The organism is Acetobacter sp. DsW_063 (genome assembly GCF_002153745.1).
In the GTDB taxonomy this organism is placed as follows: Bacteria; Pseudomonadota; Alphaproteobacteria; order Acetobacterales; family Acetobacteraceae; genus Acetobacter.
Map to the genome: position 1 here is coordinate 22,207 of NZ_JOPL01000020.1, position 14,407 is coordinate 36,613.

Annotated in this window: 15 protein-coding genes; 10 read left to right on the top strand and 5 right to left on the bottom strand. The window is 61.5% G+C overall.

Translation table 11 applies throughout. The features are described from left to right. Positions 1-315: 315 nt before the first annotated feature. The 5 genes from HK28_RS04490 to HK28_RS04515 all read left to right on the top strand — a co-directional run bounded on the left by HK28_RS04490 (position 316) and on the right by HK28_RS04515 (position 5,624). Positions 316-807 (top strand): MucR family transcriptional regulator, encoded by a 492-nt coding sequence (locus HK28_RS04490; RefSeq protein WP_086643465.1) that lies wholly within the window; start codon positions 316-318, stop codon positions 805-807. Positions 808-889: 82 nt separating this feature from the next. After that, a complete protein-coding gene (gene sppA, locus HK28_RS04495; protein WP_086643424.1) occupies positions 890-1,837 on the top strand; it encodes a signal peptide peptidase SppA in 948 nt (315 codons plus the stop codon). A 20-nt stretch (positions 1,838-1,857) separates the two neighbouring features. Next, complete coding sequence (gene ihfB, locus HK28_RS04500) at positions 1,858-2,160, top strand: integration host factor subunit beta (protein WP_086643425.1); 303 nt, start codon at positions 1,858-1,860, stop codon at positions 2,158-2,160. Positions 2,161-2,900: 740 nt separating this feature from the next. Beyond that, positions 2,901-4,379 (top strand): mannose-1-phosphate guanylyltransferase/mannose-6-phosphate isomerase, encoded by a 1,479-nt coding sequence (locus HK28_RS04510; RefSeq protein WP_086643427.1) that lies wholly within the window; start codon positions 2,901-2,903, stop codon positions 4,377-4,379. A 561-nt stretch (positions 4,380-4,940) separates the two neighbouring features. Further along, complete coding sequence (locus tag HK28_RS04515) at positions 4,941-5,624, top strand: SH3 domain-containing protein (RefSeq protein WP_143217315.1); 684 nt, start codon at positions 4,941-4,943, stop codon at positions 5,622-5,624. 137 nt (positions 5,625-5,761) lie between these two features. Here HK28_RS04515 and HK28_RS04520 read toward each other — a convergent pair whose 3' ends face one another. From HK28_RS04520 to aat, 3 genes are read right to left on the bottom strand one after another with little or no spacing between them, the layout of a single operon-like run. Then, positions 5,762-6,358 carry a hypothetical protein gene (locus tag HK28_RS04520; protein WP_233140353.1) on the bottom strand — a complete coding sequence of 199 codons (597 nt, stop codon included), beginning with the start codon at positions 6,356-6,358 and terminating at the stop codon, positions 5,762-5,764. Next, positions 6,358-7,149, bottom strand: coding sequence for a DUF4412 domain-containing protein (locus tag HK28_RS04525; protein WP_198945788.1), 792 nt, complete (start codon positions 7,147-7,149; stop codon positions 6,358-6,360). Before HK28_RS04525 ends, HK28_RS04520 begins: the two co-directional genes overlap by 1 nt. Before the next feature lie 51 nt (positions 7,150-7,200). Then, positions 7,201-7,893 carry a leucyl/phenylalanyl-tRNA--protein transferase gene (gene aat / locus HK28_RS04530; RefSeq protein ID WP_369823596.1) on the bottom strand — a complete coding sequence of 231 codons (693 nt, stop codon included), beginning with the start codon at positions 7,891-7,893 and terminating at the stop codon, positions 7,201-7,203. A gap of 412 nt (positions 7,894-8,305) precedes the next feature. Here aat and HK28_RS04535 point away from each other — a divergent pair, with 412 nt between their 5' ends. After that, positions 8,306-9,274: a D-glycerate dehydrogenase gene (locus tag HK28_RS04535; RefSeq protein ID WP_086643429.1), complete on the top strand. Its 969-nt coding sequence runs from the start codon at positions 8,306-8,308 to the stop codon at positions 9,272-9,274. A 116-nt stretch (positions 9,275-9,390) separates the two neighbouring features. Beyond that, entirely contained in the window at positions 9,391-9,546 is a 156-nt protein-coding gene (locus HK28_RS13940; RefSeq protein ID WP_158093393.1) for a hypothetical protein, read from the top strand. 195 nt (positions 9,547-9,741) lie between these two features. Here HK28_RS13940 and HK28_RS04540 read toward each other — a convergent pair whose 3' ends face one another. Continuing rightward, the gene (locus tag HK28_RS04540; RefSeq protein WP_086643430.1) at positions 9,742-10,599 is read right to left on the bottom strand and encodes an EcsC family protein; all 858 of its coding nucleotides are present in this window, start codon (positions 10,597-10,599) and stop codon (positions 9,742-9,744) included. 66 nt (positions 10,600-10,665) lie between these two features. Between HK28_RS04540 and HK28_RS13945 the strand changes: the two genes are divergently transcribed. The 3 genes from HK28_RS13945 to hflX all read left to right on the top strand — a co-directional run bounded on the left by HK28_RS13945 (position 10,666) and on the right by hflX (position 13,238). Then, on the top strand, positions 10,666-10,818 hold the full coding sequence (locus tag HK28_RS13945; RefSeq protein WP_158093394.1) for a hypothetical protein: 153 nt from the start codon (positions 10,666-10,668) through the stop codon (positions 10,816-10,818). A 110-nt stretch (positions 10,819-10,928) separates the two neighbouring features. Beyond that, entirely contained in the window at positions 10,929-11,549 is a 621-nt protein-coding gene (locus HK28_RS04545) for a hypothetical protein (RefSeq protein ID WP_086643431.1), read from the top strand. Positions 11,550-11,867: 318 nt separating this feature from the next. Further along, entirely contained in the window at positions 11,868-13,238 is a 1,371-nt protein-coding gene (hflX, locus tag HK28_RS04550) for a GTPase HflX (RefSeq protein ID WP_233140355.1), read from the top strand. A 110-nt stretch (positions 13,239-13,348) separates the two neighbouring features. Here the strand turns inward: hflX and HK28_RS04555 are convergent, their stop codons facing one another. Next, a complete protein-coding gene (locus HK28_RS04555) occupies positions 13,349-14,350 on the bottom strand; it encodes a zinc-binding dehydrogenase (RefSeq protein ID WP_086643432.1) in 1,002 nt (333 codons plus the stop codon). Positions 14,351-14,407 lie beyond the last annotated feature (57 nt).

The window sequence follows — 14,407 nt, forward strand, 5'->3', positions numbered from 1 at the left end:
CGCAACAAAATTCCTTTTCGTTTCAAATTCATGGCATGCCGTCGGAAGAAAATCAGCGGTTGAAGTCATCCAAAAAACTGTTCAACCCATAGAACAATCACCCTTCAGTGGCGGTTTGATCATGTTTTTTCGCTTCATGCGGTGTAAATTCGGATATCGCAGAACAGAAAAAGTATCTCGAAAAACTTTCCCAAACGGTATTGCGGTGAAAGCGCGCTGCGATTATTTGTCAACCGTTCGATTCCACGTTTTCTCCAAAAACTGATGGCTCTTCTGACCGAAGAGCCAAGTCATCCGAACGTAACGGAGTTTTTCATGACTGAGATAAAGCAGGGCTCCCCCCTTCTTGACCTGACTGCACAGATCGTTTCCGCGCATGTTTCGAACAATACTTTTGCGTCGGAAGCTTTGCCTGCCCTTATCCGCGACGTATACACAGCTCTTGAGGCCGCTGGTCAGGCCGCGCCGGAGCCCGAGAAGCTGCAGCCCGCCGTTCCCATCAAGCGTTCGGTATTCCCGGATTACATCGTCTGCCTTGAAGACGGAAAAAAGCTCAAGATGCTGAAGCGGCATCTTCAGAGCGCCTACGGTATGACCCCTGAGCAGTATCGCGAGCGTTGGGGCCTGCCCACCGACTATCCGATGGTCGCGCCGAATTACGCCGAGCGCCGTTCGACACTCGCTCGCGAGATCGGCCTTGGCCGCAAGATCAGCGCGGCGACCAGCGCGCCTGCGGCGAGCGTCAGCGAGGACGACGAGGCGGTCGCTCCGCGCAAACGCGGACGCAAGCCTCAGTCGGCAGGCTAAACAGCAGCCTTGACGGTTCAGGCGCTCTTAAACGAGCGTCCGGATCACGCGTTGTGTGCAGAAACTGGAGTAAATGGTTCGTATGACCGAGGATGTCGATGCAGCCGTGGTCAGCGCCCTTTATCGGCGTCGTCTTCGGCTGTGGCGTGGAGCGTCTGTCGCGGCGTTCAGCGTCGCGCTACTTGTCGCAGGCGTCTCCGTCCACCGACATGCATCGCCGCTCGGCCCGCATCTGGCGCGTCTTAAGGTCCACGGCACGATAGGCTCCGACGTGTCGCTTATGACGCGCGCGCTGAAAACCGCGGAAAAAGACAGTTCCATAAAGGGACTTTTACTCGATATCGACAGTCCCGGGGGTGCCGTCACGGGGGGAGAGGCGCTTCACGACGCTGTCGAACGTTTCGCTAAAATGAAGCCTGTCGTCGTGACCATGGGGGGAATGGGCGCGTCGGCAGGTTACATGATTGCCGTTCCCGCAAAACGCATCTTCGCCCAGCGGGGCACGTTGACCGGTTCGATCGGCGTTCTGATGCAATCGCCGGATGTGTCCAGCCTTCTGGACAAGGTGGGCGTCTCGGTGGACGAACTCGTGTCCGGTCCGCTCAAAGGACAGCCGTCAATGGTTAAACCTCTCTCTCCTGAGGGCCGAACCATGCTTCAGGGGGTGGTGAACAACCTGTTTGAACAGTTTGTGACCATGGTGGCTACCGGGCGACATATGCCGGAAGAAAAAGTGAAAACACTCGCGGATGGACGGCCCTACACAGGCCAGCAGGCTCTTGCTCTCGGCCTGATCGATAGCCTCGGTGACGAAGACGACGCCAAAGCGTCCCTTGCCAAGCTATGCGCGCTTCCAGAAGATGCAAAAATTGAGACAATCGGCGAGAAGTCGAAACAGTTCTCTCTCCGCCACCGCCTGCTCGGTATGATCGGCGGCTCCTTCGCCACACTTTTCGGTTTCGGCGCCGAAGAATTGCTGCAAAACGAAACGCTTGGCATTGACGGCCCCGTTGCGATCTGGAAACCTTAGCCCCCATCGAGAGGGACGCGATGACCAGATCCGAACTCGTGGCCGAGATTGCTGCGGAAAATCCGCATCTTCTTCTTAAAGACGTTGAGCTGATCGTCCACACCATCTTCAACGAGATTGGCGGAGCTCTTGCGCGCGGCGATCGCGTCGAGCTTAGAGGCTTTGGCGCGTTCACAGTGAAGAAACGCAACGCACGCGCTGGCCGCAACCCCCGCACTGGCGACACTGTCGTCGTAGACGAGAAAGTGGTGCCGTTTTTTAAGGCGGGCAAAGAACTCCGCGAACGGGTCAATACCGGAGGCCTGCCCAAGAAAGAAGGCTGACTCGATAGCCTGACGTTGGCGGATGGCGCTTTTTTTGACCGCGGCTTGGCCTGTTTAGCGTAAAGTGCTTACCTGCCCCCGTCACGAATAATAAAAATATAGACAGGGCGCGCTGCTCGTCATTACCTCATGGTCGATTTGAGACATGGGATTATGATTCGTCCGTCACGCCTGACCTTCTGGACCGCTCCACCGCTCCACCGACCGTCTGGCCGGTGGATAATAGCCGCGCTCCATGATCCGGCGCGGGCGATCCCTATCCTCGCAGTTTGCGCCATTTTGTGGCTGACCGTCAGCGTCGCAGACGCTCACACCACGGCGCGCACGCGCGCTGCGCACATTCATTCGAAGAAACACCACTTCATGCTGCGAGGGTGCCTTTCTGCAGGCGCAGTGATTCCCGCCCATAACCGATCCATGCGTCCGATCGGCCATGGCGGGCGACTTTTCGCCCCAGTTGGTCACGCGATGTATTACACTGACGCCAAAGGGCGGTGTATGCCGGGAAAACACGCCCGACATCGAGGATAATATTGACGCGTAATTATCGCTGCCTGACTGTCAGGCGCACTCGCAGCCAAAAAAAGATTCTGTTACCCTGAATTCGGCAGGCCGCCAGCCTCCTCTTTGAACCGCACGGGTTTCTGAGCGCGTCATGTACGGCCAGTTCCTGCGGCGCAAATCTTACCTAGCAGGATACTCAGCGGACTTTCCGTTTCGCGCATGGAGAATGAAACGCAATGCTTGATTCCCCCGAACTGAAGCCGTTGACCGAGCAGACGTCACCGACGCCTGGTTCCGGCGTCACTGTCGTTCCGGTCATCCTTTCGGGAGGATCAGGAACGCGTCTCTGGCCGATGTCGCGCGCCAGCTTTCCCAAGCAACTTTGGCCGCTGCTGAGCGAATATTCGCTGCTTCAGGAAACGGTAGCGAGAGCCAGACAGGTCTCCCTCGCCTCACCAATCATCGTCTGTAACGAGGAGCATCGCTTCCTGATCGCCGAGCAGCTTCGGGAAGCAGGAGTCGAGCACGCACGCATTCTGCTGGAGCCCATAGGGCGCAACTCCGCCCCCGCCATCGCCGCCGCCGCGTTGCTTGTTGCAGAGACCGACCCCGGTGCGGTGCTTTGGATGATGGCCGCCGATGCAGCGATGACCAAACCCGGCGCCCTGCCTGCAGCGATGGATCTGGCCGTCGCCGGCGCGGAGCGCGGAATGGTCGTGACCTTTGGCATGCACCCGACACGACCCGAAACCGGCTACGGTTACATCGAGACGGGCGCGCCGGTGCCCGGCGTCCCGGGCCTGTCGCAAGTCAAAGCGTTCCGGGAAAAACCGGGCGTGAAACAGGCCGAAGAGTTCATCGACTCAGGCGATTACCTCTGGAACTCCGGCATGTTCGTGTTCCGGGCTGACACCCTGATCCGTGAAATGGAGCAGCACGCGCCGAAGGTGATGGAAGGCGTCCGCGCATCCTATGCCGCCCGCGCCAGCGATCTGGATTTCGAGCGCCTTGGCGCAGATGAATTCAAGCGCGTGCCTGATATCTCGATCGACTATGCGATCGCGGAAAAGAGCGCACACGTTGCGGTCGTGCCAGCCGATCTCGGCTGGTCGGACGTCGGCAGCTGGGACGCTCTGTGGGACATCAGCGGCAAAGACTCGCACGGCAATGTCAGCATCGGCGACGTATTGATCGAAGATTCGGCGAACTGCTACGTCCGGTCCGATAAATTGCTGACGGCGGTGGCGGGCGTCGAGGACGCGATCGTAGTCGTTACGGAAGACGCCGTACTGGTCACGCATCGCGATAAGGCACAGGACGTCAAAAAAGTTGTCGATCGTCTAAAGCGTGAGAAGCGTCCCGAGGCGGCAGTTCATAACCGCTGCTATCGCCCCTGGGGCTTCTACGAGAGCCTGATCCAAAACGACCGTTTCCAGGTGAAGCGGATCGTGGTCCAACCTGGCCAGAAGCTCTCGCTGCAGAAGCATTTCCACCGCGCGGAACACTGGGTTGTCGTCGGCGGCGTAGCGCTGGTGACTCGCGACGAGGACAAGGTTCTGGTTCGTGAGAACGAGAGCATCTACCTGCCCCAGGGCTGCATCCACCGCATGGAGAATCCCGGCAAAATCCCGTTGACGCTGATCGAGGTCCAGACGGGCTCATATCTCGGAGAAGACGACATCGTGCGTATCGAGGATAGCTACAACCGCACCTGACGTCAGACACGCCAGATTCGATAAAAGGCGGCCTTCGGGCCGCCTTTTTGCATTTAATAGTCCACGTCACAGTTGGGCGGCGTCGCGCCGGACTGCGCACAAAAGTGCGTAAATCCCCCGAGACCCAAATGGCGGATGCAATCCAGACAACAGCGACGACATATCTGCTTCTCCTCACGGGGCGGAATTCGGCGGAACGGGTCAATTTTCACAACAGCCGGCTGAGCTCGCACCAACCCTCACGATGAACATAAATGACGAACGCAGAACGCCTCTCGCGCGAAACATGGTCGCGTGCTTACTGACATCTTTACAGTGTGGAACGATTTTCCAGACGACGAGCAGCCTCTCAGGCCACGACCGTCAGACCGAAACATATGGCCCGCCCACCTCTCCATAAATGCAAACACGGCTTTATCCGCCGGACCTGTGACACCGGGAGCAAAAGCCGCGTCCCGCCACGACGAACATGCGTTCATCGTCCCGCCATAATATCGCGAAATCATGCCCACGCCGCACCGTGATCAACGGGCGCGGCGCGACAGATCAGGAACGCCCTTCATGCCACGGCTCAGAAAATACGCTGAAACTCCTCAGGCCCGGATGCGTCTCGTAGCGTTGTCCGCCACGCTCCTCGCCACCCTGCCCGCCGCGATCAACGCAGCGCACGCACAGACGCCCGCGTTCATTCCTGGCGGTAGCTATCTCTACTCCGGCCCAGACCCTTCCTACCCGCTGGTCGGTTCTCTTCAGCCCGGAACCCAAGTCGCTACCTTCGGCTGCCTGTCCGGATGGGGGTGGTGCGACGTCGCGGTTGGGCCTCTGCGCGGATGGGTTCCGGGGCAGAACATTCAACTGCCCTATCAGGGGGGCATGGGGTCGCCCATGACCTATGGCGCGATGATGGGATTGCCGCTCATTTCGTTCGCGTTCGGCTCCTACTGGAACAACCACTACCGCTCACAGCCATGGTTTTCCGATCGTGACAGGTGGGGCGGTGGCGGTTGGGACAATCGCGGCGGGCAAGGGCCCGGACGCGGCAACATGGGCGGCATGGGCCAGCATTCAGAATTCAGATCCGGATACCAGCAAGGCGGCGGAATGGGACCCGGATCGCGCGGCGGCGATCAGGGCCGCCCCCAAGGAGGAGACGATCGCGGCGGACAAGGAGGACGTGGACCGGGACAGGGGGGCGACAGGCAAGGCGGCGGAGGACAAGGACCTGGCGGCCACGGCCCTGGCTGACATCACAGCGCAGGCGGTCTTCGAAGATTGAAAGCCGCCTGCACAGATATCCCGCCGGGTGACTCAAAACCCGACTTCCCGCCTACGGCGCTTCCACCTTCCCCGCCGAAGACTCTTGCGGACTTGTCCGGGTTATATCAGCGGGCCGGAGCCGCGACGGCAAAGTCAGACGGCACAGCGAACACGTCATCGGATTGGGCTGTTCTGGAGACGGATACGGCGTTCACTTTTACCTGCCCCTGCTGCGATACGCGAACCAGTATCCCGTCCGCAGTGTAGCACGCGTCCACAGGGCGCCCGTCCTGATCCGCCGTGCGCCAGAGGACGCAGCTCTGGCCAGCCGCCATGTCCGAACCCAGACGCTGAAAAGATCCCGGGGCGACCTGCCCGGGCGGCGTCAAGGCGGCGCCGGGGGCTGGCATGACGCTCCGTCGGCGATGCAGCGTGTCCACGACAGCCAGAGTCCCGTCGCGCCAGGAGGTGACCATGTAGACCGCCGATCCTTCCGGATCGATTCTCTGCCGCAGCGACGAGACCTGCCAGCGCATACGCTGGCCGACCGGCTTCCCGCCGTCGGGAGACGCCATTTCATACCGCACATCGACATCAACCGACGGCGTCACGAATGGCCCCGTCGCGGCGTCATCCGCAGCCAGACTATGAGAGATCGACGCAGCCCCACACATGGCGGCAAACAGAAGAACCAGCTTCCCTTTACGGAACGCTCTCGGCATCAACGGCCTGACGCCGCATCACTCGCTACCGCGCCTGACTGTCCGGCAGCAGGCGTCACGGGCGCCACAGTCGCCTCCCCCTCCCCGGCCGCACCAGCCGGGCCAAGCACCGGCGCGCCAGCGCCGCCTCCGGGGGCGATACGATGACGGTGAACTTCCTGATAACCGGCAGGCGGCGAGAATACGCTCTGCGGTATCGGCTCGTAACTGATCGTTTTGGCGACGAGGGCGCCGTTGATCCCGTCCGCGTCCACGCCATTCTCGCGGAGGATCAAACCATCGGAAGTCACGCACGCAGTCGCCTGCCCCCTGCCTGACGTCACTGTCCAGTCCGTGCAGTGCGTCCCTGCAATCGTCGACTCACCCTCGCGCTTGAACTGCATCGAAACATCGAGAAGGAACGGGCTGCGTACGCCGTCGCGCTGTTCGAGCTTCGTGTAGATCCTCGGCTTGTGCAGCGCGATGACCACTTCTTTGCTGGTGCGGTTGAGAATCGTTGAGCCGGAGCCGTCGGGCGAATCGATACGCTGCTGCGCGCCCTGCGCCGAAAACCAGACCTTCACACTCTGCGGCTCCTGCGAACCGTCGGCGCGCACCTCGTATGTGACGACTGCGTCGCGCGTTGGCATCAGCGCAGGATGATCAACATCCGCACGGCTCTGTCCGACGGACGCGCATACCGCCACCAGTGCGAATCCCCACGAAAGCAGCCCCGACGCAACGGCGCGCCTCTTTGCCGCCGACCGCCGCGACACCCCGTTCTCCGGGGGGATGTGACCCTGTATTTTCACGACGCTCCTCCCACATGTTTCAGCGCAGGCAACGCGCGGACAGACAGGAAGTCAACAGGGTAAGGATCTGGCGTCGACTTCCGGCCGGCCACCCATCGCGCGGATTTCATCGTCAACCAATCTCGGATCGAGATCTTCAAACCGCTCCCAGCAAGGCGGCGCCGTCACCGCCAAGTCCAGTCGCTTCTTGTAATCGTTCGCCGGAATCTCGATCCCCCCGAAACGCGCCAGATGCGCAGTCCCAAACTGTGTATCGAGCAGAACGAAGCCCCGCAGTCGTAGCCGCGCGACCAGATGCACGAGCGCGGTTTTGGACGCATCGGTTGCGCGGCTGAACATGCTTTCGCCGAAAAAAGCCCTGCCGATGGAAACCCCGTACAATCCGCCAACCAGCACTCCGTCTCGCCAGACCTCGATGCTATGTGCGCATCCCGCCTCATGAAGCGCGCAGAACACCCTTACGATGTCCTCGTTGATCCAGGTCGATTCACGTCCCGGCGCTGGAGCCGCGCAGGCGCGCATCACCTCCTCGAACGCTCGATCAGCCGTCACCGTGAAACGAGGCCCCAGAACCGTCTTGCGCAGCCTGCGCGGCAGATGAAAGGCGTCGAGCGGCATGATTCCGCGTGGATCAGGGTCGTACCAGCGCAGGCGCGATGAATCGGCGCCGTCGGCCATCGGAAACAGCCCGGCGGCATAGGCGCGCAACATCATTGCGGGCGTCAACGATGGCATTCGCCGCATACGCATCGCGTCTCTCACCTCCGAAGGGCGCATCCGATTGCGTCAATACCCGGGTCGGATTTCTACATTTCGGTTCGCAGGCAGCCAAGCAGCCGCACATCTCCGACCAGCGGGAGGCCCGATCCGCTCCAAAGTATTTTCACGAAACATCGGTTAAAGGGAAATGCCTTCAGTGAATATTTTATCCCGCGTCATCGTCCTCTGGACCGTTTCCATCGGGACGACGAACGATTCCGGCGCCTACCGGAGACACCGACCGCAATCCCAGCCTCCCGCCGGCCCGCAACCTTCCCGGCGACCACGAAACAGCAAACTCATGCTTACACTGTGTTGAGGCGACGGAAGAACCCTGCATAGGGTAGCAAAGCGCCGTCGGGTCCCGCCCCCGCATATCCCGAGATCGGAGACAGTCATGTCCGCAAGCCGCCCCAGCATCGTCCGCAGCCTTCGCCTTCCGGATGCGGTCGAGGCCCGCATCGCCGCCGAATTCGACGCCCCGCCGCCGCCAGACGCGCCGTTGTCCACCGACGCGCTGCTGGAAGCCGCGCGAGAGAGAAAAGCCGTCGCCTTGCTGGTCACGCACCACACGCCGATCACGAAGGACGTTCTCGATCGCATGCCACCCGACGTAAAGCTGATCGCCACGGTCAGCGTCGGTCTCGATCACCTCGACGTAGACGCCATTCACGCGCGGGGAATCGCCCTGACGAACACGCCCGACGTGCTGACTGAATGCAACGCAGACCTCGCGCTCTTTCTCATGCTTGCCGCCGCGCGGCGCGCGAGCGAATATTCCGCGGTAATGCGCGGCGGCTGGGGCCGGACACTCGCCATGGATGAACTGCTCGGCCAGCGCGTATCAGGCAAGACGCTTGGCATTATCGGCATGGGGCGGATCGGACAGGCTGTCGCTCGCCGCGCGCAGGGCTTCGGCATGACCGTGCTCTACAACAACCGCCGTCGCCTTTCCCCGGAACTGGAGCACGGCGCCACATGGGTCGCCGATTTGCGAGAGATGCTGCCGAAGACGCAGATTCTGAGTCTGCACCTGCCGGGCGGCCCTGAATCTGACTCCCTGATCAACGCCGAAACGCTGGCGCTTCTTCCGCGCGGGGCAATCTTCGTCAATGCGGCGCGCGGGCGCCTTGTCGACGAGGATGCTTTGCTGGCCGCCCTTGCCTCAGGACAAGTCGCTGCGGCTGGTCTGGACGTGTGCCGCAACGAGCCAAACCCCGACCCTCGGCTGCTCGCGGCCCCGAACGTGTACATGACCCCTCATGTTGGGAGCGCGACCGTCGAGACGCGAACGGCGATGGGCATGCTCGCGCTCGACAACGTCGTGGCGGCGGTCGCCGACGCGCCTCTGCCCTCCCCCGTCTGATCTCAGGTATTTCCATATTCCTGACGTGGCGGCATAAATCCGACAGGTTGGATTTATGCCGTCGCACTCGCGCCCGGTGAACCCGACCGGCGTTCGAGACGAAGGAAGACCACGCAATGCATATGCTTATCGTCTGCCTGATCGGTATCGTCGGGAGTCGCGTGGTCGGCCTTGTCGCGCCGCACTACGCGAACGCTGCGGACGTCGCCTGCGTCGTCTACATGATTCTGGGAATACCGGCCGCCGTGTTCACGCTACGCGAACGCGCCTGACCAACGCAGACGCCGGGACTGATTTCAAACGCCACCTCGAAACGATGTTTCACGCGAAACGTCCCGCACGCCGATGTCCCGCGCGATGAGGCGTACGCAGCCTCCGAACCCTGCCCGGGCAGTCCGTTGACCGCGCGTATGAACGCGTCGTCAACGGACATTCAGATACTCAAAATTCGGCCCGGAAAAGCGGGTTCAGCCGCCCGCGCGGCTGAACGCCTGATCGCGCAACGCGAGGGCTGTTTCACGAACCGTTGGCCCGTGCTCGCGCTCAAGCCGCCGTATCGTGAAATGCGCCCGTGCAAGCGCCCTGTAATGCGCCAGGAACGCCGCGTTCAACGACGCGCCACACAACGCGCCCGCCACAGGCATCAACTGCATCGAAATCTTCTGCCCGATCGCAAGGCCGTAATGCGACGCGACCTCGGCGATCAGCATAACCACGGGGCGTCCACGCAACACCGTCCGTGCGGAGAAATAGCCAAGTTCGCTCTCCCGCCCTTCGCCAGCATTCGGGAACGCCTTGAGCGCGAACACCTCCAGACACGCCCGACGCGCGTCCGGATCAGACAAATCCTCTCCTTCCTCGCGCGCTATGCGCGCGATCTCACGCATGATCGTCAGGGTGGTGAACCCTATATCCGGCGCAAGCCCGGCGATCCCGGCGAAGCCGCCAACAGCGCCCGACACCGCGACAGCCGCCTGCACCGCCGTCCCGCGCATGGAACGGCCGGACGACGGCGCAAGACTTTCCCCTTCGCCTGTCCGGGGCGTTGTCTCGGCCGGGCCGCCAAGTCCGAGGATCGCCATGTCGAAGGCGCGGGCAATCGCGGTTTCCGCGATCCCGCGCAGCTTTTCCTGCATGTTCGGGGCCATGCCCAACCCACGCAGACCAAGCCGTGTGGCGTGACCGACGGCGCCGCCCATCAAATCGGCGAGACGAACCAGAACGCCCCGTCCTGACTCCACCTGATCGAGCGCCCGTTCAAGCTCCGCGATCTGATTGCCCGTAAGGGCCAGCGGAGCGAGGTCGCTTCCCGTGCTGAGATTCATGTAAGTCCGTCCTGTCTCACTATGTCGCGCGCGCCAGAATCGATGATTCGGAGTTGTTTATCCAGAGTGGATTATAGCGCGCAGACCCCACTCAGGGTTGCGGAAACGCCCCTTGACCGCAAGCGTTGCGAAACCAACGTTAAAGGCGCACGGTGGAACCCTGTTCGCTGGTTCGAAACGTCGCTCATCCACCTCGCCCTGCGCGAAGACGGATCGTGAGTTCAGGCGACGTGTCGACCATGCCGGGCTTACACGGCGACGCTCAGGGCGGGGGCTGGCGCGTCGCCCGCGATCCAGTAGAAACCGGGAGCGCTTGAGGGAGGCTCATCATGATTCGCCACATACTTGGCTTGACCGCGAGAACAACGAACGCTCCCGGCGAATCCGGCGCCCTAACGCGCCGCATGGGCCCGCAGACTTTCGCCGTCCTGCTTGCGCTCGGCGCCGCTACCGCCCTGTCCTCGACAAACGCGCTCGCCGCCCCTGACGATGCGATGCAGCCTTCCGATTCGTCGCTTACACAGGCCCCCGCACGAAGCGCCACGAAGCACGTCCGGGCGCGCGGCGCGCAACACGGCCGCTCCGCACAATCCACGGCAGTCGCGTCGACGTCCGATCATTCCTCGCCGCAATCGCTGGAATCGCAGGAGCAGGCCCCGCCGCCGCCAGATGGTTACGTGCCGGTTCAAGACATGGACGTGGTGCTCGAGGCGCACTCCCCGCAGATCGCGGCGCATAGAGGTCCCGGCCTAGCCCCGGTCGACGCCCAGCAGACGCCGCGCGACGACCGCAGTTCGACGCCGCTCGCGACAATGGGGGGATATACCCTGCACGTGACCGCGCCGGTGGTGCCGCCCTATAACGGCGCCTTTACCTACACGACCTACGGCGGACAGCCGGGCAACGGCCGCAACGCGCCGGGCGCATGGGGAGCCGCTGGCGAGCCGTAATAGCGGGTCGTCAGCTTTCACCTGCAGTCTCCCTGCCCGCGTCGAACTACACTCGATACCGTTATAACTGGCGCCGCTCGCCACCCCGGGGCCGTGACGCAGCCAAGTGGTCAGTTGCGTTCCCGACGCCGGTCTGACGTGCTCTTACGCAGGTCTTCGCCCGCCTCCTGACGGAGCCGCCTCGTGTACGCCTCCGCAGTGCGGCTCTTTCCTGCCGCAAACGCGCACCAATCGCCGTAGCCGTTTCAGCGGGGAGCGGTCGCTCGCCTCCATTCGGCGCCCTACGGACCCGAACATTTCCGTGCTATGGCGGGCATTATGGAAACCGCCTCCCCAATTCCGCTCGCCGTGCTTGTCGGCATCCAGACGCCCGATGTGGACGACATCGCGCATGAAGCCAGCCTCGAAGAACTGGGAAGGCTGGTGAAAACGCTGGGCTATCAGGTCGTCGGCTCGGTGTCGCAAAAACGCGAGGGCACGGGCGCCGCACTTTTGCTGGGCGCGGGGAAACTGGAGGAACTGGCGGCGATAACCGGAGGCAGCGGCGTCGTAACGTCCATGGCGACGGCCCCTATGACCAAGGCCCGACGTCGGTTCGAAAAGGCCGAGGAGGCCGAGGAGGCCGACGAACCGGACGAGCCAGCCGAAACCTCTGCGGGCGCCACCCGCAAACCCGAATTCGTCATCGTCGATCACGAACTGTCGCCCAGCCAGATCCGCAACCTCGAACGCGCCACGGGCGCGCAGGTGCTGGACCGCACAGGCGTCATCGTCGAAATCTTTCATCGCCACGCCAACACCCGCGAAGCGAAGCTGCAAGTGGAGATGGCGCGCCTGAAATATGTCGCGCCACGTCTGCGTGAATCCGCTAGCGGCGGCGGGCGGCAACAGGGACGCGGCGCGGGTGAAAGTGACCTCTCGCTGGACCGCCGCAAGATTCGTGACCGACTGGCGGAGATAAAAACCCAGCTGGAAGTCGTGCAGCGGGACAGCGACCACCGCAGATCCACTCGCCGGGATCAATTACGCGTCGCTCTGGTCGGCTACACCAACGCAGGTAAATCGTCGCTGATGCGCGCCCTGACCGGAAGCGAAGTTCTCGTACAGGACAAGCTGTTCGCAACGTTGGACACGACAGTTCGCATTCTTCAGCCCGAAACACGACCGCGCGTGCTCGTCTCCGACACAGTCGGCTTCATCAAGCAGTTGCCCCACGATCTGGTGGCCTCGTTCCGCTCGACCCTGTCCGAAGCGCTGGAGGCGTCATTGCTGCTGTTCGTGGTCGACGCTTCCGACCCGACTTACGAAGCGCAGCTTGAGGTCAGCCGCAGCGTCTTGCATGAAATCGACGCAGATGCTGTCCCCTCCCGGCTCGTTCTGAACAAGATGGATCGCGTGGACGCCGAAAAGCGCGCCGCTCTGATGGAGAAACATCCGGGCGCAATCATGCTCTCCGCCCACAACCCCGAAAACGTCAGCGATCTGCGCGAAACCATTATCGCGTTCTTCGAAGCCGGAATGGTGGACGACGTGCTCACGCTGCCTTACGCAAAGCAAAGCCTGATCGGCGAGATTTACGAAAGCGCACGGGTTCTGTCTGAGGAACATGACGAGATAGGTCGTGTGCTGACGGTGCGCGGCCTGCCTGGCGCCATCGCGAGGTTGAAGCGGGGCCTCGCTGCGGGGTGAAATGTTTCCCAGGCGCGTCATGGACGCGACGCGCACCCGCTTATCTGGGCTCTGACTGCGCGCCTGCTATATTCTCATCGTGGCGTCTCTAACTTCCTGTCGCTCACGTGTCATAGTTTCGGGACGAGAACTGCTCGTGCGCCATGCCTTGTTTCATAAGCCATGGCGTCTTCAATCTCATCAAAGCTGAATCTCTCGCCACATTGCGTTCTGAACAGCGGATCAATGATGATGCCTTCGAGATACGCCAGTGCGCCACGAAGCGCGCCTGCATCTTTGACCGTGACGCTGTTGAAATTGCTAAATCCTTTCATTTCCAGAGTCTTTGTTACAAAAAGCGCAGACGGAATCGAGATAGGACTTGCTCCGCCAAGGAAGCCATAAAACGACACCGTAGATCCTGACGGCAACAGAGGAGCGATCCGATTTATCAACTCGCCCCCAACTCCGTCGAAGACAGCCGTCGCGCCGAGCCGATCAGCAAGTGACGAAAAATGACGTTCAAAATCATTCGCCTTTGTACAGAGAACATGCTCTGCGCCTGATCTGCGCAGGATTTCACCAGCCTGCTCAGAGCGCACAAGAGCCAGCACCGGAATCTGCTTTCTGCGAGCGATCGCCGAGATCGCCAGCCCCGTCGCAGACGCTCCCGCCGTTACGATAATGCCTCCGCGCTCCTCCGAAAGAGCCTCCTCCAGATACGCGTATCCTGTTATCGTATTGACCAAAGACCCCGAATAATCCTCGACCAAGACAGAATCGGGAAGAATGATGGCGCTGGTGCAGGGCACGACGGCTTGCTCAGACCATAACCCGACGATGTGCGGGCTTGACGTCAGCGACCGATAGAGCGCCACGTTTTTTCCCAAGAACTCCGCTGGCACGCCGTTGCCGATTTCGCGCACCCTTCCTGAAGCGGAAGCTCCCCAGATTTCATTGAGACTGGTCTTCAAACCTGCGGCGATCGTCGGCCTTGAGAGAAAAGTTTTATCACCATGATTGATGGCGGCAGCGGCAATATCCACCAGAATATGGCCGTCAGGAGGCGACGTTGGCGATGGGACCTCGCGCACCTCAAGCTGCCGGGTTTTCGTTACGCAAATCGCCTTCATCTTCGCATCCCCTTCGGTCGATTTTATGAAAATCGTCTTCCGGGACAACGAAGTATG